The sequence below is a fragment of the Mesorhizobium sp. BHbdii genome (assembly GCF_053848045.1).
Genome location: NZ_JBSPKX010000002.1, coordinates 84,723 through 107,021, shown reverse-complemented (window position 1 = coordinate 107,021; position 22,299 = coordinate 84,723). Strand labels below are relative to the sequence as shown.

Annotated in this window: 24 protein-coding genes, 1 tRNA gene and 1 pseudogene; 9 read left to right on the top strand and 17 right to left on the bottom strand. The window is 61.2% G+C overall.

Translation table 11 applies throughout. The features are described 5' to 3' along the window. Nucleotides 1–9 precede the first annotated feature (9 nt). The 7 genes from ACWTU8_RS13205 to ACWTU8_RS13175 form a co-directional block, all read right to left on the bottom strand. On the bottom strand, nt 10–984 hold the full coding sequence (locus ACWTU8_RS13205) for a complex I NDUFA9 subunit family protein (RefSeq protein WP_455848517.1): 975 nt from the start codon (nt 982–984) through the stop codon (nt 10–12). A 118-nt stretch (nt 985–1,102) separates the two neighbouring features. Continuing rightward, nucleotides 1,103–1,555, bottom strand: a complete 453-nt coding sequence (locus ACWTU8_RS13200; RefSeq protein ID WP_029347625.1) for a DoxX family protein — start codon at nt 1,553–1,555, stop codon at nt 1,103–1,105. A gap of 337 nt (nt 1,556–1,892) precedes the next feature. Next, nucleotides 1,893–2,894 (bottom strand): Ldh family oxidoreductase, encoded by a 1,002-nt coding sequence (locus ACWTU8_RS13195; RefSeq protein WP_455848516.1) that lies wholly within the window; start codon nt 2,892–2,894, stop codon nt 1,893–1,895. A gap of 33 nt (nt 2,895–2,927) precedes the next feature. Beyond that, on the bottom strand, nt 2,928–3,740 hold the full coding sequence (locus tag ACWTU8_RS13190) for an ABC transporter permease (protein WP_455848515.1): 813 nt from the start codon (nt 3,738–3,740) through the stop codon (nt 2,928–2,930). Then, complete coding sequence (locus ACWTU8_RS13185) at nt 3,740–4,405, bottom strand: ABC transporter permease (RefSeq protein ID WP_455849051.1); 666 nt, start codon at nt 4,403–4,405, stop codon at nt 3,740–3,742. The genes ACWTU8_RS13190 and ACWTU8_RS13185 overlap by 1 nt, the downstream gene beginning before the upstream one ends. Nucleotides 4,406–4,596: 191 nt before the next feature. Then, a complete protein-coding gene (locus ACWTU8_RS13180) occupies nt 4,597–5,391 on the bottom strand; it encodes a transporter substrate-binding domain-containing protein (RefSeq protein WP_065006059.1) in 795 nt (264 codons plus the stop codon). A gap of 55 nt (nt 5,392–5,446) precedes the next feature. Further along, entirely contained in the window at nt 5,447–6,259 is an 813-nt protein-coding gene (locus ACWTU8_RS13175) for an ABC transporter ATP-binding protein (RefSeq protein WP_095517697.1), read from the bottom strand. Between the two features lie 219 nt (nt 6,260–6,478). On the opposite strand from ACWTU8_RS13175, the gene ACWTU8_RS13170 reads away from it, so the two are divergent. From ACWTU8_RS13170 to ACWTU8_RS13160, 3 genes are all read left to right on the top strand, one after another. After that, nucleotides 6,479–7,327 carry a dimethylarginine dimethylaminohydrolase family protein gene (locus ACWTU8_RS13170; RefSeq protein ID WP_455849050.1) on the top strand — a complete coding sequence of 283 codons (849 nt, stop codon included), beginning with the start codon at nt 6,479–6,481 and terminating at the stop codon, nt 7,325–7,327. Next, the gene (locus ACWTU8_RS13165) at nt 7,324–8,904 is read left to right on the top strand and encodes a 5-guanidino-2-oxopentanoate decarboxylase (RefSeq protein ID WP_455848514.1); all 1,581 of its coding nucleotides are present in this window, start codon (nt 7,324–7,326) and stop codon (nt 8,902–8,904) included. The genes ACWTU8_RS13170 and ACWTU8_RS13165 overlap by 4 nt, the downstream gene beginning before the upstream one ends. A 161-nt stretch (nt 8,905–9,065) precedes the next feature. After that, on the top strand, nt 9,066–9,773 hold the full coding sequence (locus ACWTU8_RS13160) for an SDR family NAD(P)-dependent oxidoreductase (protein WP_029347638.1): 708 nt from the start codon (nt 9,066–9,068) through the stop codon (nt 9,771–9,773). A gap of 92 nt (nt 9,774–9,865) precedes the next feature. On the opposite strand, the gene rpsA is transcribed toward ACWTU8_RS13160, so the two are convergent. From rpsA to aroA, 4 genes are all read right to left on the bottom strand, one after another. After that, nucleotides 9,866–11,563, bottom strand: a complete 1,698-nt coding sequence (rpsA, locus tag ACWTU8_RS13155) for a 30S ribosomal protein S1 (RefSeq protein WP_455848513.1) — start codon at nt 11,561–11,563, stop codon at nt 9,866–9,868. Nucleotides 11,564–11,768: 205 nt separating this feature from the next. Then, nucleotides 11,769–12,413, bottom strand: a complete 645-nt coding sequence (gene cmk / locus ACWTU8_RS13150) for a (d)CMP kinase (RefSeq protein WP_455839609.1) — start codon at nt 12,411–12,413, stop codon at nt 11,769–11,771. After that, on the bottom strand, nt 12,391–12,963 hold the full coding sequence (locus ACWTU8_RS13145) for a hypothetical protein (protein WP_455848512.1): 573 nt from the start codon (nt 12,961–12,963) through the stop codon (nt 12,391–12,393). The genes cmk and ACWTU8_RS13145 overlap by 23 nt, the downstream gene beginning before the upstream one ends. A gap of 114 nt (nt 12,964–13,077) precedes the next feature. Continuing rightward, the gene (aroA, locus tag ACWTU8_RS13140; protein ID WP_455848511.1) at nt 13,078–14,436 is read right to left on the bottom strand and encodes a 3-phosphoshikimate 1-carboxyvinyltransferase; all 1,359 of its coding nucleotides are present in this window, start codon (nt 14,434–14,436) and stop codon (nt 13,078–13,080) included. A 195-nt stretch (nt 14,437–14,631) separates the two neighbouring features. Between aroA and ACWTU8_RS13135 the strand changes: the two genes are divergently transcribed. Further along, entirely contained in the window at nt 14,632–15,021 is a 390-nt protein-coding gene (locus tag ACWTU8_RS13135; RefSeq protein WP_095517696.1) for a TIGR02300 family protein, read from the top strand. Nucleotides 15,022–15,191: 170 nt separating this feature from the next. Next, nucleotides 15,192–15,267, top strand: a tRNA-Ala gene (locus ACWTU8_RS13130). 127 nt (nt 15,268–15,394) lie between these two features. On the opposite strand, the gene ACWTU8_RS13125 is transcribed toward ACWTU8_RS13130, so the two are convergent. After that, nucleotides 15,395–15,766 (bottom strand): hypothetical protein, encoded by a 372-nt coding sequence (locus tag ACWTU8_RS13125; RefSeq protein ID WP_455848510.1) that lies wholly within the window; start codon nt 15,764–15,766, stop codon nt 15,395–15,397. Nucleotides 15,767–16,209: 443 nt separating this feature from the next. On the opposite strand from ACWTU8_RS13125, the gene ACWTU8_RS13120 reads away from it, so the two are divergent. Together ACWTU8_RS13120 and ACWTU8_RS13115 are read left to right on the top strand one after the other, a co-directional pair. Next, nucleotides 16,210–18,012: a PAS domain S-box protein gene (locus ACWTU8_RS13120; protein ID WP_455848509.1), complete on the top strand. Its 1,803-nt coding sequence runs from the start codon at nt 16,210–16,212 to the stop codon at nt 18,010–18,012. 152 nt (nt 18,013–18,164) lie between these two features. After that, on the top strand, nt 18,165–18,407 hold the full coding sequence (locus tag ACWTU8_RS13115; RefSeq protein ID WP_455848508.1) for a hypothetical protein: 243 nt from the start codon (nt 18,165–18,167) through the stop codon (nt 18,405–18,407). A gap of 6 nt (nt 18,408–18,413) precedes the next feature. On the opposite strand, the gene ACWTU8_RS13110 is transcribed toward ACWTU8_RS13115, so the two are convergent. Continuing rightward, nucleotides 18,414–19,001, bottom strand: coding sequence for an ATP-dependent DNA ligase (locus ACWTU8_RS13110; RefSeq protein WP_455848507.1), 588 nt, complete (start codon nt 18,999–19,001; stop codon nt 18,414–18,416). 77 nt (nt 19,002–19,078) lie between these two features. Beyond that, a pseudogene (locus ACWTU8_RS13105) lies at nt 19,079–19,240 on the bottom strand (ATP-dependent DNA ligase); the annotation flags it as partial. Between the two features lie 137 nt (nt 19,241–19,377). Here ACWTU8_RS13105 and ACWTU8_RS13100 point away from each other — a divergent pair. Continuing rightward, nucleotides 19,378–19,560, top strand: coding sequence for a hypothetical protein (locus ACWTU8_RS13100; protein WP_455839851.1), 183 nt, complete (start codon nt 19,378–19,380; stop codon nt 19,558–19,560). Nucleotides 19,561–20,308: 748 nt separating this feature from the next. On the opposite strand, the gene ACWTU8_RS13095 is transcribed toward ACWTU8_RS13100, so the two are convergent. Both ACWTU8_RS13095 and ACWTU8_RS13090 read right to left on the bottom strand, forming a co-directional pair. Next, on the bottom strand, nt 20,309–20,818 hold the full coding sequence (locus ACWTU8_RS13095; RefSeq protein ID WP_455848506.1) for a DUF2243 domain-containing protein: 510 nt from the start codon (nt 20,816–20,818) through the stop codon (nt 20,309–20,311). Further along, the gene (locus ACWTU8_RS13090; RefSeq protein ID WP_455849049.1) at nt 20,790–21,023 is read right to left on the bottom strand and encodes a KTSC domain-containing protein; all 234 of its coding nucleotides are present in this window, start codon (nt 21,021–21,023) and stop codon (nt 20,790–20,792) included. Before ACWTU8_RS13090 ends, ACWTU8_RS13095 begins: the two co-directional genes overlap by 29 nt. On the opposite strand from ACWTU8_RS13090, the gene ACWTU8_RS13085 reads away from it, so the two are divergent. After that, a complete protein-coding gene (locus ACWTU8_RS13085) occupies nt 20,962–21,219 on the top strand; it encodes a hypothetical protein (RefSeq protein WP_455849089.1) in 258 nt (85 codons plus the stop codon). The genes ACWTU8_RS13090 and ACWTU8_RS13085 overlap by 62 nt on opposite strands. 115 nt (nt 21,220–21,334) lie before the next feature. On the opposite strand, the gene ACWTU8_RS13080 is transcribed toward ACWTU8_RS13085, so the two are convergent. Beyond that, complete coding sequence (locus ACWTU8_RS13080) at nt 21,335–22,120, bottom strand: class I SAM-dependent DNA methyltransferase (protein ID WP_455848505.1); 786 nt, start codon at nt 22,118–22,120, stop codon at nt 21,335–21,337. Between the last annotated feature and the right edge of the window lie 179 nt (nt 22,121–22,299).

The following is a 22,299-nucleotide window of genomic DNA, read 5'->3' as shown; positions in this document are numbered from 1 at the left end:
CCTGATTGGCTAGGCCGCCGTCTTGCGCTGGAACTGGCCCGCGGCCCGGTAACGCCAGAGATAGCTGGGCAGGATGCTGCCGATCGACTGTGGCTGGATATCGAGACCGGCGAGCGTCCTGTTTTCCCTGGTGGCCGCTTCCGACACGACGTTGTGCTCGCGCAATTGCAGGACCTGATCCTTGGTCAGCAGTGGATTGGGCAAAAGCCCGAGAATCGATGCCTGCATGTTCGCCACCCACCAAGGCACCGACACCAGAAGTCGCTTGCGGTCGATCATGGCAAGCATTTCCTGCATGCATTGCTTGAAGGTGAGCACCTGCGGCCCGCCAAGCTCATAGATCCGGCCGCCCTGGACTTTGCCGTCGACCGAGCGCGCCACCGCTTCGGCGACATCGCCGACATAGACCGGCTGGAATTTGGTCTGCCCACCGCCGATCAGCGGCAGGACCGGCGAATAGCGCGCCATATTGGCGAACCGGTTGAAGAAACTGTCCTCCGGCCCGAAATTGATCGACGGCCGCAAGACGACGGCATCGCTGATCGTTTCCAGGACCGCTTTTTCGCCGAGCGCCTTGGTGCGCGCGTAGTCCGATTGCGCGTTCAGATCGGCGCCCAGAGCCGAGATATGGGTGAGGCCAGCGCCGACGGCGCGCGCCGCTTCGGCGACGGCGCGTGCGCCGAATTCGTGGATGGAGGTGAATTTCTGCCGGCCGCTCTCATGCAGGATGGCCACCAGATTGACGACATGATCGGCGTCTTGCACGGCGCGGTCGACCGACCAACGCACGCGAACATTGGCCTGCACCGGTTGGATCTGGCCGACATTGCCGAGCGGCTGCAGATGGCCGGCGAGATCGGGCCGGCGGCAGGCGACCCTTATGCGGTAGCCGCGCCTGGCCAGCGCCCGCACGACTCTACGGCCGACAAAGCCGGAACCGCCGAACACGACGACGAGCTTTGGGGTCTGCAGGATTTCGGTCATTGCTGGCTCCGGCGCAGTTTCCAGATTTACTGGTGCTTGACTGAAGCCGTTTCTTAGTCCGTTTCGCGCCAAAGGCAAAGGGCGACGATAAGTCGCCGGAGACCTTGGTTCGACCGCGTCAGAACGCCCTGCCGATGCGTGCGTCGACCGATTGGCGGTTGCCGCCGCGAATGACGAAGAAGAACAGGATCGCCGCCCACAGCAGCGATTTTTCGGCGCCCGAAAAGCCCTCGCCCATAGTGACCCAATGGAACCAGACGGTGACCAGAAGCACGAACATTCCGGCGAAGGCGGCCGGTCGGGTCAAGAGACCTATGGCGATGAAAATGCCTCCGAAGAACTCGGTGCATGCCAAGAGCAGGGACCAAAATGCGCCCGGATAGAAGCCGAGGCCCTCGACCATCTCGGCGGCGCCAAACGGATCGGTGATCTTCTGCGAACCATGAATGGTGAGGAAGATGCCGGCTACGGCACGCAGGATGGTTTCAGAGGTGGTGTGCAGCGCCGCATAAAGGCTGCCAAGGGCTGGGACGAAAAGGCTTCTTCTGGAATTGTCGGTGCTTGCGGACATTGGGGCTCCTCTTTTGCTGCTTCGCGCAAACACCCGACCACCTCAGTCAAAGTCAAATGAACAAAAGTTGACTAGAAAGGCGTGTTAACTGACCAGATGCGAGAGAACGCAGAAAACCCCGCCGAAGCGTGGTTTTCGGGGTGACTCCCAAGGTCGGAGTCAGGGTCCGACGAGGCGGCCTAGCCTGAGACGGTATCAGGACGGCGTGAGACGCCCGCCCCAGCCCTGGACATTCGACCGGATGTCACCGCCCGGGCAAACCCCACCCCGGACAGGCATTGGTCGCGGCACCGCGCAAAAAGGTTCAACGGCGGCGAAAAAATCGCAGACAAACTTTTTAGGAAGAATACCGGGCGGCGAATTCGGAGATGCGCTGCACCACGGCTTTCGGAGCCGTTATGCCCCGTGCTGCTGCCTTCTCCGCCGCTTCGGCCCGGGCACGGCCGGGCACATGCACGCCGTAGCGGCGGCGCAACCGTTCGAGCTGGTCCTTCATGCGTTTCTCGAAATCCGGATCGAGCAGCTTAGGCTCGACGGCCAGCACGAAGAGGCCGGTTCCGGGACTGTCCGGTCCGCCGCTGAACCATGGCGCATCGAGCGACCAGTTGGCGCCCGACAGGCCAGCCGCCAGCACTTCGACCATCAGCGCGATGTTGGCGCCGCGCTGGCCGCCGAAGGCAAGCATCGCGCCTTTCATGGCGGCGGCGGGATCGGTGGTCGGGTTGCCGCTGACGTCCAAGGCCCAGCCTTCGGGAATTTTCTTGCCGTCCTCGGCCGCCTTGCGGATGTTAACGAAGGCAGTGGCGCTCGACGACTGGTCGATCACCAGCGGCGCTCCGTCGGCGGCGGGCGCGGCGAAGGACATCGGGTTGGTGCAGTAGACCGGCTTGACTGAGCCCGAGCCGGCAAGCACGGCGGGCCCGTTCGTCGCGGCGAAGGACACCAGTCCCAGCGCGGCCAGCCGCCCGGTGAAATAACCGAGTGCGCCGCATGTATAGGCGTTCTTCTGCGAAAAGATGGCGACGCCGAACAGGCGCGCCGCCTTGGCGAGATCGTCGATGGTGCGGTCGAAGCCGGTATGCGCCAGACCGCCGCGCGCGTCAGAGAGATAGATCGCCAAAGCCGGCCTGGTGATGACCGGCTCGGCCTTGCCGTCGATGCGGCCGGCCTCCAGCGCTTCGAGATAGTCGATGAAATGCGACAACCCCACCGTCGACAGCCCTTCCGCCTCGGCCGCTACGATGGAGGCTGCAAGCGACTGCGCCGCTTCTTCATTGGCGCCGGCGCCGAGCGCCGCCATCCGGCACAGCCCTGTCGCCTGGTCGAGACTGAGTTGCATTTCGTAAGTCCTGAATTCGTGAAACTGTCTCGATCAGCCGAGCCGGTTCGGAATCCGCGCCTCGAGCCGGCGGAAGCCGAAGACCAGGATACCGGTGATGGCCATATAGACCAACGCCAGAAGCAGCAAGGGTTCGTAGGTGACGAACAGATCCTGGCGCACCCTCGAGGCTACGGCATAGATGTCGACCATGGTTATGGTCGCCACCAGCGGTGTTGCCTTCAGCTGGAGAACGGTTTCGCCGGCCAGCGTCGGCAGCGCCCGGTGGATCGCCTGCGGAAGCCATACTCGCCTGAACATTTTCCAACGGCTCATGCCGAAAGCTCGGGCCGCCTCGAGTTGACCTTTCGGTACGCCTGCGAAGGCGCCACGCATTACTTCGCCTTCGTAGCCAGCATAGGAAATCGTCAGCGAAAGAACCGCATAGGGCCATGCCTGCCTGAGAATGGGCCAGAGGAACGACTCGCGTATCCACGGAAATTGTGGAAACAGCGAACCGAGTCCGAAGTAGAGCAGCCAGAGCTGGAGCAGCAGCGGCGTACCACGAATAACCGTGCAGAACACCTTGGCCGGAACGCTCAGAATCGGCGGGCCGATCACCTGCGCGAGGCCGAGGGGGATAGCGAGCGCGATGCCCAGAGCCGACGTCACCACCAGCAGCCATATGGTCCGCCATATGCCCTGCAAAGCCAGCGGCAAATAGGTGGGCAGCCAATCCCAGCGCATGAGGAAAATCGACGCCAATATGATAACCAGCGCGATCAGGATCAGCGCTATCCGATGTGGCCGCATCCAGAGCGAAGCTCGGGCGGCGGCGTTAATGACCGGGGTATCGGCAGCCGCCATCAGTGAGTTCCCGCGACCGAAGGCATGCCGCGTCGCGCCCAGCGCTCAACACGCCCAATGACGACGTTGGAGACGAGGGTCAGAACGAGATAGAGCGCGCCCGCCGCCATGAAGAAGGTGAAATAAGCCTTCGTCGCGCCGGCTGCCGTCCGTGTGGTTTGCGTCAGTTCATTGACGCCGACGATCGCGAGAAGCGCGGTGTCCTTGGTGGCGATCAGCCACAGATTTGCCAGCCCTGGGATGGCAAAGGGCAGCATCGCAGGTAGCGTGATACGCCTGAGAAGCAGGCCGGGGGGCATTCCATACGCCCGCGCGGCTTCGATCTGGCCCTGCGGAATGCCGAGAATCGCGCCGCGCAAGACTTCGGTAGAGTAGGCGCCCTGCACGACCCCGAGCACGCCTATTCCGGCGACAACACCGTTGATATCAATCGCGGCATGGCCGAGGGCGGTGAGCAACTGGTTGATGAGGTCGGTACCAGCGAAATAAAGCAGCAGGATCAGCACCAGTTCGGGCACGGCGCGGACCACGGTGGTGTAGACTTCCAGCAGGTCACGGACCACCGGCCCGCCATATAGCTTGCCATAAGCGCCGCCGACGCCGATCACGAGACCGACTCCAAAGGAGCCGAAAGCAATTCCGACGGAGTTTGCCAACCCATGCAGAAGGCCGAGACCCCTGCCGTTCGGCGGCTGGAAGGAAAGCAATTCCAGCGAACTGGCTCCGAAGATGGTGGCGAGAACGTCGCTCAGCTTATGTCCCCTGGACTTCCGGGTTGAGGCGCCAAAGATGTATCAAGCCGGACGTGCCATCGCGACGATGGCGGCTAGGCATGCCCGGCTTGATGCCGCTGCCGTCAGTTGGACTGCGACTCTTCGCCGTAGATGTCGAAGTCGAAGTACTTCTTGGTGATTTCGGCATACTTGCCATTGGCGCGGATGGCCTTGATTGCGGCATTGAGCTTGTCCTTGAGCTCGGTGTCGCCTTGACGTACGCCGGCGCCGACGCCAGGCCCGAGCACTTCAAGGTCCGGTGCGACATAACCTTTGAGGTCGCAGCACGCTTTGCCTTGATCCGACTTCAAAAATGCGTCGAGCGCGATCGAATCGGCCTGAGTGGCATCGATCCGGCCGGCGGCGAGATCCTGATTTGCCTCGTCCTGCGTCTGGTATTCTTTGATCTCGGCAGCATCGGTGAAGTGCTTCTTGGCGTAAGCAGCGTGCACCGTGGACGCCTGAACGCCGACAATCTTGGCTTTCAGCCCCTCTGGCGTCGCATCGAATTTCTGATCCTTGGCGCCGATCACCGCAGTCGGCGTATTGTAGTATTTCTCCGAAAAATCGATTTCCTTCTTGCGTTCGTCGGTAATGGACATCGAATTCATAATCGCGTCGATCTTCTTGGTTTTAAGCGCCGGGATAAGGCCGTCCCACGGGATTGGCGTCAATACGCAATCCAGCTTGGCTTCGCTGCAGATGGCGTTGACGATGTCTACTTCCCAGCCACCCCAGTTGCCGGAAGCATCCTGCGAGTAAAACGGCGGATAGGCTTCAGGCGAAAAACCCACCTTGATCTGTTCGGCGCTTGCCGAAAATGCGCCCGACAACGCGATCAGCGTAGCCGCGAGCGCCGTTTTGAGAAAAGGTTTCATTTTTTCATTTCTCCCGTTTTTTGGTTTTGACGTTCCCGTCTGCTTTTCTCGCAAGTCATCCAACATTGCGCAGAAACTGCTTCAGCCTTTCGGATTTGGGCGCACCGAAGATCTGCTCCGGCGGCCCTTCTTCCTCGACCAACCCGTTGTAAAGGTAGACGACATGCGTCGCGACTTCGCGGGCGAACTTCATCTCGTGGGTCACCAGCACCATGGTGCGGCCCTCGCGCGCCAGATCGCCGATCACCTTCAGCACCTCGCCGATCAGTTCCGGGTCGAGCGCCGAGGTCGGCTCGTCGAACAGCATGACGCGCGGATTGATGGCCAGCGCCCGGGCGATGGCCGCACGCTGCTGCTGGCCGCCCGACAGATAGGCCGGATAGACATCGCGCTTTTCGGCCAGCCCGACGCGGGCGAGCAGCTTTTCGGCCTCGGCGATGGCCACGTCGCGCTTGACGCCGAGAACATGCACCGGAACCTCGATTACGTTCTCGATCAGCGTCATGTGGCTCCACAAATTGAAATTCTGAAAGACCATGCCGAGCTTGGAGCGGATGCGCTCGATCTGCTTACGGTCGGCGGGAACGGTGTGGCCGTGACTGTCGGCCTTCATCCGGATCTCCTCGCCATTGACGCGGACGATTCCGCTGGTCGGGTTCTCCAGGCAATTGATGCAGCGCAGCAGGGTCGACTTGCCCGAGCCGCTGCCACCGATGATGGCGATGACCTCGCCGTCGCGCGCCGACAGCGAAACACCCTTCAGCACATGCAGTTCGCCGAATCTTTTATGCAGGTTCTCGACATGGATGGCTTCGGCGGCGTCGTTCTGCGCCGTGTACTTCAGGGCGGGGGCCGTGCCTTGCGCTATCACCTTTGGGGTGCCTCACGAAGCGGCTGGACCCGTCGCTGCTGGAATTTTTTACCCATTACCATCACTGGACAGACTTCTCATTCTCAAGATGGACCGTTCCGCTTGCCTCCGTCAACCATGCTTTTTTGGACCATTGATCGCGGCTCGCTGAGTGGCTATTGGCTGAATGGGATGTTTCAGGAGCACTTGGTGGGTAAAGCATACGGGTCGCAGTCCATGGCCGGGCCCCTGCAGCGCGTGCTGATGCGGTCCGCCGCAAGCGCCATGCCTCGCGCCAAAGCATCGGAATGGCACTATGGTCCTGGCTTCGATCCGCAAAAGGCCGCCGCCCAGCATCAGGCGCTGACGACGCTGGTTCTGGCATCCGGCGCCGAGATCGAATGGCTGACCGACGCCGATGACGGGCTTGCCGATTCCGTCTTCACACACGATCCTTCACTGATGACCGACCACGGCGCCATCATTCTTGCCATGGGCAAGGCGCTGCGCCTGGCTGAGCCCGGCCTGCACGAGGCGGCCTACAAGCGCATGGGCGTGCCTATCCTCGGCCGCATCGAGCATCCCGGCCAAGTCGAGGGCGGCGACTGCGTCTGGGTGGATTCTCGGACGCTGGCCGTCGGCCGCGGCGTGCGCACCAACCAGGATGGCATCCAGCAACTCGCCAACCTGCTAACACCCAAGGGTATCCAGGTCTATGGTTACGACCTGCCGCTCTGGCATGGCGAGGAGGCCTGCCTGCATCTGATGTCGGTGATCAGTCCGCTCGCCGACGATCTGGCGCTGGTCTATGCACCGCTTTTGCCGGCTGCCTTCTACCAGATGCTGCGGGCGCGCGGCATTCGCCTGGTCGAGGGCGACGCCGAGGAGTTCTTCGCCTCCAACGGTCTCAGCCTCAATGTGCTGCCGACCGCGCCGCGCGAGATGATCGCCGTTGCCGGCTTCCCGAAGACGGCGGCGGCCATGGCGGCCGCCGGCTGCAGGGTTTCAACCTTCGAGGCGGACGCGCTGTGCATTGCCTGCGAGGGCGGACCGACTTGCCTCACACGTCCGGTGCTCAGACAATGACGACAGTCGGCGAAGCGCTCATCACTTTGCTCGAAGCCCATGACGTCGACACGGTCTTCGGCATTCCGGGTGTGCATACTGTCGAACTCTATCGCGGGCTGGCGCGCTCGAAAATCCGCCACGTCACCCCGCGTCATGAGCAGGGCGCCGGCTTCATGGCCGACGGTTATGCGCGCGCCAGCGGCAAGCCTGGCGTCGCCTTCGTCATCACCGGACCGGGACTAACCAACACCATAACCGCCATGGGCCAGGCCCGCGCCGATTCGGTTCCGATGCTGGTGATCTCAGGCGTCAATGCCACGCCGACGCTCGGCAAGGGCCTCGGCCATCTGCACGAACTCCCCGACCAGCGTGGCATGATGGAGAAGGTAGCGCTCTTCTCGCACCGTGTCACCGACGCCGACGAACTGCCGGGCGTGCTTGCCCGCGCCTTCGCCCTGTTTTCGTCATCGCGCCCCGGTCCGGTCCATATCGAGATCCCGACCGACATTATGGTCAAGCCGGCGGACGGCATCGCAGCTTTGCTGACCAATGTCGCGCCGCCCGAACCGGATGCGGCGGCGATAGCAGAGGCGGCAAGGCTTTGCGCGGCTGCCCGCCGCCCGCTAATCCTCGCCGGCGGCGGCGCCAAGAGAGCCGACGCGCCGCTGAAGCGTCTCGCCGAAAGGATGGGAGCGCCGGTTGTCCAGACGGCTAATGCCCGCGGCCTGCTGCATCGCCATCCGCTTGGCGTGCCGGCGAGCCCGAGTCTGAAGGCGGTGCGTGCGCTGATGGCCGAGGCCGATCTGGTCATTGCCGCCGGCACCGAATTCGGCCCGACCGACTATGATGGGTATAGCGACGGCGGCTTTGTCCTGCCGACCAATCTGATCCGCATCGACATCGGCGCCGACCAGCTTGCCCGTCGGCCGGCCCGGATTTCGATCCAGGCCGATTGCGGCGTAGCACTCGAGGCGCTGCTTGCCGAAATCGGCAAGGGCCAGCCGCCATCGGACGACGGTCCGGCTCGCGCCGCTGCAACGAGGCAAGCGGCCTTCGCCGAAATCAGCCCGAGCCTCCAGGCGCAAACACGAGCCGTCGAGGCGATCCGCGATGCGTTGCCGGGCTCGACTATCGTCGGCGATTCGACCCAGCCGGTCTATGCCGCCAACCTCTATTACGATCACGATCGACCGGGCGGCTGGTTCAACGCCGCCACCGGCTTCGGCGCGCTCGGCTATGGTCCGCCGGCGGCAATCGGTGCGGCCCTTGCCGTGCCTGATGCGCCGGTCGTTTGTCTCACCGGCGACGGTGGTTTCCAGTTCACGCTGCCGGAACTGGGCGCCGCGCTCGACGCCTCGGCGCCGGTGATCTTCGTCGTCTGGAACAATCGCGGCTATCGCGAAATCGAAACCTCGATGCTCGATGTCGGCGTCGAGCCGGTCGGCGTCTCGCCGGCGCCGCCTGATTTCTGCAAGCTGGCCGAGGCCTATGGCATTGCCGCCGAGCGGCTTGCCGGCATCGGTCATCTGGCGGACGCACTCCAGCGCGCGCGGGCGACCGGACTGCCGTATGTCATCGAGATCCCTGTCGATTGAGTGCTGTGGCAGCGTCTGCTTGGGGATGCGATCCTCGTCGGATGGCCGCCGGCTTGAGGCGCGTAAACGACACTGTGTCATCGAGATTTCGGTTGAGTGATCTCGCGAAAGGCGCGACCTTCGGCGGCGGCGCGGCATATGAGTGACTGGAGCGGTCGAAGATGACGGATACACTGGACGGCAGGCATGTTGTGGTGACCGGCGGCACAGGAGCGCTCGGTGGCGCGGTTGTCGGCAAACTGCTGGAGCAGGGTGCGGTCTGCCATGTGCCCAATGCCCATGCTGCCGCGCCCGCGCATTTTCCCTTCCCGGCACATGAGCGCGTCAGGCTGGCGCACAATGTCGATCTCGCCGATCCCGCTAAGGTCGATGCGTTCTATGCCAGCGTTACCGATTTGTGGGCATCCATCCATCTGGCCGGCGGTTTCACCGCTGCGCCAGTCGAGAAGATCGAGCCCGCGTCCTTTGCCGAAATGATGGATACCAACGCCCGTACCACCTTCCTGTGCTGCCGCGCGGCGATCCGCTCGATGCTGGAATCTTCAGTGTCGGGGCGCATCGTCAATGTCACGGCGCGCGCTGGGCTCGACCTTCGGCGCGGTTCCGGCATGGTCGCCTACGGCGCCAGCAAGGCGGCGGTCGCGGCAATGACAGTGGCGATGGCGGAAGAACTCAAGGGCAAGGGAATCCTGGTCAACGCGGTCGCGCCCTCGACGCTCGACACGCCGGCCACCAGGGCAGACATGCCGGCCGCCGATTTCAGCAAATGGGTCAGCCTCGAAGCGGCCGCTGAGGCCATTGCCTATCTCGCTTCGCCGGCCAATCTGGCGATGAGCGGCACGCTGGTGCCGCTTTACGGCAGGGCCTGACACAGCAGGTCGTCGACCAAAGAAAACCCCGCCGGATCGCTCCGGCGGGGTTTTTCGTCACAGCCGCACCGAAATGCGGCAGCAACCAATCTTTAGCTGCCCTGCTTCTTCAGCGCGGCACCCAGGATGTCGCCCAGCGAAGCGCCGGAATCGGTCGAGCCGTACTGGGCGACCGCTTCCTTCTCCTCGGCGATTTCCAGCGCCTTGATCGAGACCTGCAGCTTGCGGGTCTTCTTGTCGAAGGCGATGACGCGGGCGTCGACCTTCTGGCCGACCGTGAAGCGCTCTGGGCGCTGCTCGTCGCGGTCGCGGCTGAGGTCGGAGCGCTTGATGAAGGTCTCGATGCCGCTCTCGACGAGCCGCACCTCCAGACCGCCATCCTTGACGCCGGTGACCTCGCAGGTGACGACCGCGTTCTTGCGCAGTTCGCCTGAAGTCGCCGCTTCGCCGGCCGTGTCCTTGGCTAGCTGTTTGATGCCGAGCGAGATGCGCTCCTTGTCGATGTCGACGTCGAGCACCTGCGCCTTGACGATGTCGCCGCGATTGTACTCCTCGATCACCTGCTCGCCCGGACGGGTCCAGTCGAGGTCGGAAAGATGGACCATGCCGTCGACATCGCCTTCGAGGCCGATGAACAGGCCGAATTCGGTCTTGTTCTTGACCTCGCCCTCGACATGGCTGCCGACCGGATGGCTGCTGGCGAAAGCCTGCCACGGGTTCTCGAGCGTCTGCTTGAGGCCGAGTGAAATGCGGCGCTTCGCCGGATCGACCTCGAGCACCACCACATCGACTTCCTGCGTCGTCGACAGGATCTTGCCGGGATGGACGTTCTTCTTCGTCCACGACATTTCCGAAACGTGGATGAGGCCCTCGATGCCCGGCTCCAGCTCGACGAATGCGCCGTAGTCGGTGATGTTGGTGACGGTGCCCTTGATCTTCTTGCCTATCGGGAATTTCGTTCCGATCTCGGACCACGGATCGCTCTCGAGCTGCTTCATGCCGAGCGAGATGCGGTGGGTTTCCTGGTTGATGCGGATGATCTGCACCTTGACCGTCTGGCCGATGTTGAGGATTTCGGTCGGATGGTTGACGCGGCGCCATGCCATGTCGGTGACATGCAGCAAGCCGTCGATGCCGCCGAGGTCGACGAACGCACCATAATCGGTGATGTTCTTGACGACGCCTTCGACCACCTGGCCTTCTTCGAGGTTCTGCACGATTTCCGAACGCTGTTCGGCGCGGCTTTCCTCGAGCACGGTACGGCGCGACACCACGATGTTGCCGCGGCGGCGATCCATCTTGAGGATCTCGAAAGGCTGCGGATTGTGCATCAGCGGCGAGACGTCGCGAATCGGGCGGATGTCGACCTGGCTGCGCGGCAGGAAGGCCACGGCGCCGTCGAGATCGACGGTGAAGCCGCCCTTGACCTGGTTGAAGATGACGCCTTCGACGCGCTCACCCTTGGTGAACTTCTCTTCGAGACGGACCCAGCTCTCTTCGCGGCGGGCCTTTTCACGGGAAAGCATCGCTTCGCCAAGCGCGTTCTCGATGCGCTCGACATAGACCTCGACCGTGTCCCCGACCTTGAGCGTCGAGTCCTTGCCCTTGACGCCGAATTCCTTCAGCGGCACGCGGCCTTCGACCTTGAGGCCGACGTCGATGATAGCCATGTCCTTTTCGATCGCGGTGATCGTGCCCTTGACGACTTGGCCTTCGCCGGAATGGCCGGCGGAAAATGATTCTTCGAGCAGGCTCGCGAAATCATCGCGAGTAGGGTTTGCAACTGACATAGTTTCTCCTGGAATGCCCCGCATCTCAAGCGGGACGGGCGCCGTCGGTTAGCGTTGCGTTGGCCTGCCGGCGTTCCGGGCTTCAGAAAAGCCCTTGGCCGCCTAAGCGGCAATTCCGGCGCATGAAAAATGCTGGCAGGCTGGTTCGTCCCCGATATGGATATCTTTTCGCCGCCGGCAATCGGCAGCGGAAGGAAAACCCAGCTCAGGCTTTGTTTCTCTTGGCCAGAACGTCGTCGATGATCGCCTTGGCCGCCAGGAACGCGGCTTCTATAGCCATTTCCGAGGTGTCGAGCAAGTGCGCGTCGGCGGCAGGCTTCAGCGGCGAGTCGGCGCGACCCATGTCGCGCTCGTCGCGGCGCAGGATATCGGCGAGGATTTCGTTGAAATCGGCGGTGCCGCCGATGCTCTCGATCTCGGCCAGCCGGCGCTCTGCCCGCACTTCGGCGCTGGCCGTCACATAGAGCTTGATGTCGGCGTCGGGACAGACGACGGTGCCGATGTCGCGGCCGTCGAGCACGGCGCCCGGCGGCGCCTTGGCGAATTCGCGCTGCTTTTCGACCAGTATGCGCCGCACCGAAGGGAACACCGCCACTTTCGAAGCCGCCTCGCCGACCGCATGCGCCGACAGCACCGACCGGTCGAGCTTGGCCAGGTCGACCTGGCGGGCAGCGGTCTCGGCGGCTGAGACATTGTCAAGCGGCAGACCGAGCCGAAGCAGCGCATGGGCCACAGCGCGATAGGTGAGGCCGGTGTCGAGCAGGTTCAGCCGGTAATGGTCGGCGACCCGGCGGGCAAGGGTGCCTTTGCCTGCGCCCGCGGGGCCGTCAATGGCGATGGTGAAGGTCAAAGGCGTAGCTTTCGGGCACGACAAAAAAGATGGGACAGCAGGCCAAAGATCGCCAATCCGCAAGCGCTGACGATCGGGTCATCTCCTGCGCACCAAGAGTTAGATGAGCCATGCCATCGACCAGGGTGACTGCACTGCTTCCAGCGAACAATATCGACATAATCAGGCAGAAATTACGCAAATACGGCGGAACCGATCTTGCTAACCCGGCAGCTATTAGGTCGATCGACACGTTTGGAAAAACAAGCTTATCGTGAGACAGCGGGGTGGTGGAGAGAATGGCTCCAGCCTTGGCTCGCAACCTGCGATGGATGTAATGGTTAAAAGCAATCCAGACAGCTGCAGCAAGGAGAACCCAGATGCTCGCTATCCGGCCTGCAAGCCAGAGCGCGATGAACATTAGCACAGGAATAAGAGTCAACAACACAAACGCCCATTCGCGATTCTGGATCTCGATGAGGCTGTTGAGTTGATCGGCATTGACGACCCGGGTTTTGGAGAGGACCTGTCCAAGCAGAACAGAAAAGTTCCGTCTGCTTGCCTTTGCCAATGAGGGCCCTTGGTTCCCGGCTTCTGAAAATCAGGACTAGCCATTTCTTTACCGCCTGCGCCGTTGCATACAAAGAAATCGAAAGTCAGTCACAAGATCACAGCCAGCGGTACTTCACTCAATCTCCGCGCCCAGCCCCTTCATCAGCCCCATGAACTCCGGAAAGCTGGTCGCGATCATCGCCTGGTCGTCGATGGTCACAGGCTTTTCCGTTGCCAGCCCCATGACCAGAAAGCTCATGGCGATGCGGTGGTCGAGATGGGTCTGGACGACGGTGTTGTGTCCATTGGGGTGCCGGCCGAGCCCCTTGCCGCCGGGTTTCCCGCGCACCGCCAACGAGGCCTCGCCCTCGGTACAGTCGACGCCGTTGACCTTCAGTCCGTTCGCGACTGCCGACAGCCGGTCGGATTCCTTCACCCGCAACTCTTCCAGCCCCTGCATCAGCGTCTCGCCCTCGGCGAAGCTGGCCGCGACAGCAAGCACCGGATACTCGTCGATCATCGTCGGCGCCCGTTCGGGCGGCACGGTGACGCCCTTCAACTCGGAATAGCGTACGCGCAGATCGGCGACATCCTCGCCGCCTTCATTGCGCGGGTCGACTATGTCGATCCGGGCGCCCATTTCCTGCAGCGTCAACAAAAGCCCGGTGCGGGTCGGGTTCATCAGCACGTTTTCGATTGTAATGTCTGAGCCCGGCACGATGAGTGCGGCCACCAGCGGGAAGCCGGCCGAGGATGGGTCGCCCGGCACAGCGATCGTCTGGCCGGTGAGCTTGCCCTGGCCCTCGATGAAGATGTGGCGCACGCCGCGCTCGTCGGTCTCGACCGACAGATTGGCGCCGAATCCCTTCAGCATCTTTTCGGTGTGGTCGCGCGTCATCACCGGCTCGATGACGGTGGTGACGCCGGGCGTGTTCAGCCCGGCGAGCAGCACCGCCGACTTCACCTGCGCCGAGGCCATCGGCACGCGGTAGGTGATGGGTGCGGCGTGCTTGGGCCCGTGCAGCGTGATCGGCATGCGGTCGCCGGGCGTCGCCTTCAGCACCTGCACGCCCATCTGGCGCAGCGGCTCAAGCACGCGGCCCATCGGCCGGCCGGACAGCGAAGCGTCGCCGATGAAGGTCGTCTCCATGTCATAGGTGCCGACCAGCCCCATGGTGAGGCGCGAGCCGGTCCCGGCATTGCCGAAATCGAGCGGGCCTTCCGGCTGCAGCAGCGCGCCGTTGCCGGTGCCGCGGATCACCCACTCAGTGCCGAGCTTTTCTATATGCGCGCCCATTGCCTTCATCGCGGCGCCCGTGCGCATCACGTCCTCGCCTTCCAGCAGGCCGGTGATGCGGGTCTCGCCGGAGGCGAGGCCGCCGAACATGAACGAGCGGTGCGAGATCGACTTGTCGCCGGGCACCCGCGCCGCGCCTGAAAGCGCTGACGATTTGCGGGCGGTGGCCGGTTTCGGGGCGGCAGTATGCGACATGGCTTTTCCCTGGGTGAAAATGCCGGTGGCCGGCCTTTTTCTTTTGGTTTGGGCGGTCTCGTATCACGGCGGACGGAAATGGTCATCCCCTTGCAAGAGGTCGCTCAACGCGGCGATTTATGACGCTGGCTTTAGGCTTTGACAGCGCCGCAAACTGTGGTTATGGGGACCAAACTTTCATCGACGAGGCTTGCTGTGGCAAAACCCGAACTTGGCACCAAACGCATCGACCCCGAGACGGGTCAAAAATTCTACGACCTGAACAAGGATCCGATCGTCTCGCCCTATACCGGCAAGAGCTATCCGCGTTCCTATTTCGAGGAAGGCAAGATCGCCGCCCTCGAGGAGGAAGAGGAAGTTGCCGAGAAGGAAGTGGACTCCGAGGAGGAAGAGGGCGTCGAGGTCGTCTCGCTCGAAGAGGCGGACGAGGATGCGAAAGCCGACGATCTTCCCGATCTCGGCGATGACGAGGACGATGTGGACCTCGGTGATGAGGATGACGATACTTTCCTCGCCGACGAAGAGGAAGAAGACGACGATGTCGCCGACATGATCGGCGTCGGCGACGACGACGACGAAGTCTGATCCGGCCTCTGGCGCAAGCGCCTGCCGACTTTCGCGGCGTCTTAATAAAAAGCGGCTCTTGAAGGCTTGATATTGACGGAAGGCGGGGTTAGAAGCCGCTGCACTAACGGCGCGGTCTCAACCCGCGCCGGATCTCTTCGCCGGCAACGGCGCCGGTAGACTGCCGGAGTGGGGCCATAGCTCAGTTGGGAGAGCGCTTGAATGGCATTCAAGAGGTCGTCGGTTCGATTCCGATTGGCTCCACCAGTTTTCTCCTAGCGAATACAAAAGCTTAGAGAAGCGGCCCCGGCCGCTTCTATTGCCTGGTGCAGCCTCGGGCACCCCCGGGAGCAATTTCGGCCTTTTAATTGATGGTTTCCAGAATGGGCTGGATCTAGGGCCAGTCCGTCTTGACGATCCGGCAAGTGTAGGCGCGCTCGACCTCGATGACGGCTTCCTCCTTGGTTTGGACCGTCCCGCGCGCACCGCCTTCATGGCATGTCCAGAACCAAGTCCCTGATTCCGACCCGTGCGTTCTTTTCATGATGCGGCCGACGCTGTCCTGCTGGAACTGGGCGGCAAAGTCATACGGCGGCGACTGCCCGCCAATCACCGTCCTGCCCCCATTGAGCCAGGCGCGCGCGCCAAGGTCGAGAACGAACCGGAAGGCATCTTCCTTGTTCTCGAAGGTGCTCAGAATGGCGCTGCCGTCCACTACTTGCCAGCCGCGTTGATAGGCGAACCGGACCTTTAGACGTTGGCTCATCCTCGGAACCGCTCGACAAACCACTCGATCTTGCCGCCTACCTTCATCGGCTTGTGGATCATGAGGCGTTTCGGCAGGTGTTCCGGATGCACCTCCAACAGCGTGACCTTGATCGACGGCTTGCACCGATCGCAGCTGAGGTTGAGAGTTTGCGGTCTCTGCCGCCGCCAAACACCATCATCAGGTCTGCCGAGCGATGGTAGCGAACGTTGCCGCAACTGCATTCGGCTTTGACCAGCATGTTGTGCCGGGTCGCCTTGCCCCGCGTGTCGATCGGTTCGTGCGCCATGAGAACGAATAAGGAACATTTTCCTTGAACGTCAAGCGGCTTGTGGGAATGTGCCGAGGTCGCTCGGCGGCAGCGAGAATTGTTGGGAACCAATCTTGGAACCAACTCTCACGAGCCGCGTTCTGGCCGGTTAATTTGAGACGGGGCTTGAGAGATGAATGAACTACCGCAGGCGAAGCTGATCGCCTTCAAGAACCCGAAATTATCCGGAGAGGATGGGCGGGACTTCGATTATCGGGATTTCTTCGAGAACGGCGCCATAGCGCTTCACCTGGTAAGCGCGGACGGCATCATTCTACATGCTAACCAGACGGAGTTGGACCTTCTCGGCTATCCTGCGGAGCAATATATCGGCAGCCACATTGCTGAATTCTATCACGATCGGGATGTGATCCAGGACATTTTGGAGCGCCTCACCCGTGGCGAGACGATCGCGCGATATCCGGCGCGACTGAGGGCCCATGATGGGTCGATCAAGCATGTCGAAATCACGTCGAGCGGCCATTTCCGGGATGGCGAGCTGATCAACACCCGGTGCTTCACTGTCGATGTAACCGACCTGGAGCGGACGCGTACGGAGCTAAGGCGACAGGACAGCACCTATCACCAGATTCTCGACGGCCTGCCGGTCGCCATATACACGACGGATCAGGATGGGACGATCATCTACTACAACCGCGCCGCCGCCGAGCTTGCAGGTACGGAGCCCGAGATCGGCAAGGACAAATGGTGCGTGACGTTCAAGCTGTTCACCCCCGACGGCAAAGAATTGCCGCATGATGAGTGCCCCATGGCGATTGCGCTCAAGGAAAATCGGCCCGTCCGCAACCAGGAAGCCGTAGCGCAGCGTCCGGACGGGTCGTTTTTTCCGTTCCTGCCCGTTCCAACACCGATACGGGATGAGGACGGCAATCTGATCGGCGCCGTCAACATGCTGCTCGACCTTACCGACCGCCACCGTGCTGAAGAGGCCAAGTTCCATTTGTCAGCCATTGTAGAATCCTCGTTCGATGCAATCGTCAGCAAGGATCTGAACACCATCATCAAGAGCTGGAATCACGGCGCCGAACGGCTGTTCGGCTACACCGCCGACGAAGCGATAGGCAGGTCGGTGACCATGCTGATCCCGGCCGATCACCAGGACGAGGAACCTCGCATTCTCGAACGCATTCGCCGTGGCGAGCGGGTCGAAACGTACGAAACCATTCGTCAGCGCAAGGATGGCAGCCTGGTTCCGGTCTCGCTAACGGTATCGCCCGTGCGCAACGCAACCGGACAGATCGTCGGTGCATCGAAGATCGCCCGAGACATCACGTCGGCGAGGGAAAACGAGCATCGCATCCGCATGCTGATGCGTGAGGTCAACCATCGCGTCAAGAACCAGTATTCGGTCATCCTTTCGATGATCCGCGAGACCAACAAGCGGGCCCAAACCCCCGCCGCCTTCGAACGAGAGGTTCGCGAGCGGATCATGGCTCTGTCGCGCTCGCACGATCTGCTTGTCTTGGGCGATTGGAAAGGCGTCACCGTTTTCGAACTCCTGTTGTCGCAGGCCAAGTCCTTCGGCAACGAGGAGCGAATTTCGATGTCCGGACCGTCCATTGTCCTCAGCCCCAACGCGGTCCAGTATCTCGGTATTGCCTTCCATGAACTCGCAACCAATTCGGCCAAATACGGCGTGCTTTCTGGTGATGAGGGCCAGATTTCGGTCATGTGGAACACCAGGTGTTCCGGTGCCTCGAGGCTCTTTCACCTCACCTGGGCCGAAACGGACGGGCCGCAAGTTCAGACCATCGGCCAGGGCGGTTTTGGAACTGTGGTGCTGAAGCGGATTGCGCCCCAAGCGGTCGGAGGAAAGGGAAATCTTGAGTACGGCCCACATGGGATCACCTGGAGCTTGGAAGCACCGCTGGCTGGTGTGGAGGCCACTATTGGGATGAACCCTGAGGGCTATTGACATTGCAGTTGGTCAACCAACCGAGTATCGGCGCACACCCTGCGATGTAATGGACAGGACGATCCTCGGGCCCGGCAGATCGGGCGGACCTGCAAGCCGCGAAGCGGGCATTGCACCGGTTTCGAACACGGAGCTGACGGCGAGCGGTTTCTATGAAACAGCCAACATCAGGCCCGAATGAAATGAAAGCATTGCTGGCAATGGTGTCGACGCTGTCCATGTTCTTTTCGGGTGCAGCGCTCGTTGTTGGCGGTCTCTTCGGATGCGTTGTGACAAATGAATTGTTTATGACGTCACATGCCGAGACGGTCTTTCACTGGATGGTGTGGGCTGCGCCGATTTTTGTCGCCTCTGTTATTGTGAACGGGATTACAAATAGGCGCTCGTCCGAATGACGAGTGTCAGTACTCTTCCCGAAAATCCTGCAGTGACGCATACCGCGGGTCTTCCTCGCCGCGCAGGTGCTTGACGCGGCCGATCAGCCCCGGCTTGACCCACTGCGTCGCCGGCCGCTCCATCCCCTTCGGCGGCGGCCCGGCATGCTCCTGGACGCGCTTCCACAGGCGCTCGCGGATCGCCCGGCTCGAATTGATGAAGGCCGATCCGACATATTTGCGCGTGCCGATCTCGCCCATGAGAGCGAATGCCGGCTTGCCGGCCTCGCGCTCGACGCCCAGCAGCTCGAACTCACCGATGGTGTGGCATTTCACCTTCAGCCAGTTGGTCGACGGGCCGCTGCGAGACTTGCTGTCCCGGCGTTTGGAGACCATGCCCTCTAGGCCGGCCTGGTCGACCAGGTGAAAGATCGCCTTCGTGTGGCCAGGCAGATCCTGGCTGAACTGGATGCGAATATCAGACGGGAGGATGGCAGCGAGGATATCGCGGCGTTCCTCCAGCGCCATGTCACGCAGATCATGGCCGTTGAGGTGCAGAAGATCGAAGGCGACGAAATAGAGGTCATGCTGGCGCCGCGTAATGGCCTTACGCAATTCCGCAAAGGCAGTCCCGCTTCGTTGAGCACGACTATTTCGCCGTCAATAATGGCGTTCTTCGACATCAAGCGTTGCAGCGGTCGCAGCGAGCGTCGGGTATTTCGCGGTCCCATTCCTCGCCTGGTGAAAATGCGAACTCCGGCGTCGTCGACGATGATCTGCGAACGGTAGCCGTCGAACTTGGCCTCATGGCTCCAGGCGTCGCCCTCCGGAGGCTTGTCGACCAGGGTTGGCATGAGCGGTTCGATGAACTGCAACCGGCCATCGCCGGAACTGTTACGCATACTGAAACCCCACCGCCACGGACGAGACTCAAATCCGACGCGCGGATTCAGTTCCGGAACATTTTAGCAAAAATGAATGTTTAGGGGAGATGACCAAGCTATCCGACCTAGGCCCGCCGATCACCAGCAGGCGTCACGGCGATCCGCCCAAGAACGAAGGCGACCATTTTTACATCTGCCCGATCTGTGCGCAGCCGGTCGATATGCGGGATCTCAGGCAAGTGATCTGGCATGACATGCCGGTGCACGATCGGCTGGAAATGGACGCCTAGGCATGCCGCGCCGACGGACCTCTTCCTGCATGGCCGGCGTCTCTACCTGCCCCCCAAACCCCAAGAGGCTCCGGCCATTCCCTTGAAAAACCTGTAACCTGGAAACGCAAAAAAGCCCGCTAGCCGGAGCCAGCGGGCATCGGAAGAGAGTCCAGGTTGGGGTCAAGCCCCGCCAGCTTCAAGATTGACGTGTCCGTGAAGACCCGCAACGTCCGAACGAATGAGAAGAGCCGTTCGACAAGAGAGCTATCGGGCCGTCGCTGTCTTGCGCTTCTTCGGTGCTGGCGTCGGTTCTGCAGCCGAAGCCTCCGGAAAAGCAGTTGCGGCCTTCAATCGCTCCTCCCGGAGCCGAGCTGTCTTTGCATCTCGTGCCGTGCGCTCGACCTCGATCAATTCCCGCGCAGCATCTGACGTGCGCTCCTTTCTCTCTTGTTTTTCTCTGTCGGTGAAGGTTTGCCTTTCCCGCATTGTTGCTCCGATCTGACGGAATGGTGCAGTGTTGCCGCACCGAACGATTGTCGCCAGATCGGGTTCCACCCGGACGAGCAAAAAAGCCCGCCGCACCTTTTTTACGGGCTCTACTCCGGACAAATTATAGCGGGGGCCGCCGGCTACCGTCCCAGCGGTAGCTTGGACGCCGAAACAGTTCTTCCTCCGCGCGAGGCCCGGATACTGAAGAGGAACCAGAAGCCGCAAGGAAAGTCGTGGCCACCGGAGCACTGTCGAGCAAAGCGGGCGCCGTTGTCCGTTAAGTTCGGCGAACTTCGTCAAAACGGTCCTGTTTGGAATTTCGATAGAGCACAAAGCCGCCGGCCAGCATTACCGCGCCCCAAACTAGGAAGGCGATGTCCCAAAAGATCCATAGATCGCGCGGAACGGTCTCATTTACGGGATGTAGTCCCAAGATCTGATGATTAACAACTCCTTCGATCAAATTGAAGAAACCGAATCCGATCAAGATCGTCGCGAAAAGCAGTTTGGCCGACCACCAAAAGTGAGGCTTTCTTGCTCTATTCCACAGAACGACCAAGCCAAGCACAGTGAAGATATAGTTGGCGGCATGGAAGAATCCGTCCAACATCGTGTTCAGCTTCAGATTTTCAATAGAGTTGGGCGGATAGCCCGCGCTTGTGATCATGTGGTGCCATTGCAGAATTTGGTGGAGCACGATCCCATCGAAAAAGCCGCCTAGGCCTAACCCTAGAAGGATACCGGCCGAAGCAGGAAATTTACGCTCTTTTCGGGGGCTGGTGGTCATTGGTGAGGCTCCGTGCCGTCGTCAAGCTAGACTGTCTGTTCCTAACGCGCGCCACAACGAGGTCCCCATTAGTAGGCGCTACACGGTACCGGAAGTGATTGCGGATGTGGTCGTTGAAGTAGCGGCCCTCGGCAAAGGCCGCTTTGAACGCGGCGAAGGTTTCCGGCGGCACGTCCTCAAACTGGTACCGTTTGCCGCTCGCCACGAACCACACCGAGAGGGTTCTGCTGTCCGGATCATATTCCGATTTGCGTATCGAGGTGGATGGCATGACGGCAGTCAACGACCTAGGTGACGACGTGTTCCAAGTCCATTCACGCTTCATGCGAAGGCATAGCCGCGAGCTTGGCAACCGCCGTTATGACGAGCCTATCAGCCAAAACAAACAGCGCCAACACTAGGGGCGAGCGCGAGCGCTCCCCCGACAGCCAATGGCAAGTTTCGGCGTTTGCCGCGTTTCTTGCCCTGTGCGGCAGCATAGGAACTGTAGATGCGCCGCACTCTCCTCTCGAAGCTTCATTGAGTACGCTGCGCTACAAAGACCTGGTTCGAACTTTCGCAAGTGAGTTCCCTGCCGTCGAAATCACCGAAACGCCACAGGACTTCCATCCCAGCCAAACTGAGGCGCGGCGGTATCTCCTTGGGAAAGAACGTTCGCAATCGCATTGGTGCAAGCGCCACTCGCTGTATACTGGGCGGACGTGTCAGCCTGACCGTCTCCACCTGATTTATCGGATCATAGGCGATGAGCTCTCTGTCGCGTCTCTTCTCCTTGGAGGGAGAGGCGAGTTCCCTCAGATCAGGATTAACGATGTCGAATGCAAAAATTCCAGCCGGCTGAAGGTGGTCGACAACTCTGTTAAGCACTGCCGACAAATCCACATCATTCGTCAGGTGCCCAAGGGTATTGCAGGTCGCAATGATGAGTGAGAATTTTTGCCGAAAACCGAACAGGCGCATGTCCCCATGAACAAAATGTAAGTGGGGAGTTGCTGAACCGGCCTTTATGGCAGCGGTCCCTAGCATCCAGCGCGATGCATCTAGCCCGACAACCTCGTGGCCGTCTGAGGCTAACGGCATACTTAGTCGGCCTGTACCGCAGCCGAGTTCCAGAATTGGCCCGCCATGTTCTCGGGCCAAATTTCGGTAGAAAGCCTCGCACCGGCTCGGGGGAACCATTAAATCATAGAGCCAAGGGAGATCATAAAGAACACTTACCATTCCAGCCATGGTTTGCCGCGTCCCAATTTGGTCGGCGGCCACAAAAGCTGGATTCCAGAGCACGCTCAAATGCAACTGCAAGCTGCTCCTGGAGTGTTGATCGCAACACAAGGTCAACTTCCTTGGCCAATCGCCGGGCAAGAAACTGGACGACAGACCCGCTACCCGGCCTTCCCTTGCTATCATCCTTGCTCATAGGGCAGCTCCTTAGAGCCGAACGCAAAGCGAGGCCGAATGTTTCTTCAAAGCAACCCGAATTG

Excerpts from the sequence above, each read along its gene's own strand:
- ACWTU8_RS13205 (WP_455848517.1), bottom strand. The coding sequence starts at position 984 with ATGACCGAAATCCTGCAGACCCCAAAGCTCGTCGTCGTGTTCGGCGGT.
- ACWTU8_RS13200 (WP_029347625.1), bottom strand. The coding sequence starts at position 1,555 with ATGTCCGCAAGCACCGACAATTCCAGAAGAAGCCTTTTCGTCCCAGCC.
- ACWTU8_RS13195 (WP_455848516.1), bottom strand. The coding sequence starts at position 2,894 with ATGCAACTCAGTCTCGACCAGGCGACAGGGCTGTGCCGGATGGCGGCG.
- ACWTU8_RS13190 (WP_455848515.1), bottom strand. The coding sequence starts at position 3,740 with ATGGCGGCTGCCGATACCCCGGTCATTAACGCCGCCGCCCGAGCTTCG.
- ACWTU8_RS13180 (WP_065006059.1), bottom strand. The coding sequence starts at position 5,391 with ATGAAACCTTTTCTCAAAACGGCGCTCGCGGCTACGCTGATCGCGTTG.
- ACWTU8_RS13170 (WP_455849050.1), top strand. The coding sequence starts at position 6,479 with ATGGCCGGGCCCCTGCAGCGCGTGCTGATGCGGTCCGCCGCAAGCGCC.
- ACWTU8_RS13165 (WP_455848514.1), top strand. The coding sequence starts at position 7,324 with ATGACGACAGTCGGCGAAGCGCTCATCACTTTGCTCGAAGCCCATGAC.
- ACWTU8_RS13160 (WP_029347638.1), top strand. The coding sequence starts at position 9,066 with ATGACGGATACACTGGACGGCAGGCATGTTGTGGTGACCGGCGGCACA.
- rpsA (WP_455848513.1), bottom strand. The coding sequence starts at position 11,563 with ATGTCAGTTGCAAACCCTACTCGCGATGATTTCGCGAGCCTGCTCGAA.
- aroA (WP_455848511.1), bottom strand. The coding sequence starts at position 14,436 with ATGTCGCATACTGCCGCCCCGAAACCGGCCACCGCCCGCAAATCGTCA.
- ACWTU8_RS13125 (WP_455848510.1), bottom strand. The coding sequence starts at position 15,766 with ATGAGCCAACGTCTAAAGGTCCGGTTCGCCTATCAACGCGGCTGGCAA.
- ACWTU8_RS13120 (WP_455848509.1), top strand. The coding sequence starts at position 16,210 with ATGAATGAACTACCGCAGGCGAAGCTGATCGCCTTCAAGAACCCGAAA.
- ACWTU8_RS13115 (WP_455848508.1), top strand. The coding sequence starts at position 18,165 with ATGAAACAGCCAACATCAGGCCCGAATGAAATGAAAGCATTGCTGGCA.
- ACWTU8_RS13100 (WP_455839851.1), top strand. The coding sequence starts at position 19,378 with ATGACCAAGCTATCCGACCTAGGCCCGCCGATCACCAGCAGGCGTCAC.
- ACWTU8_RS13095 (WP_455848506.1), bottom strand. The coding sequence starts at position 20,818 with ATGACCACCAGCCCCCGAAAAGAGCGTAAATTTCCTGCTTCGGCCGGT.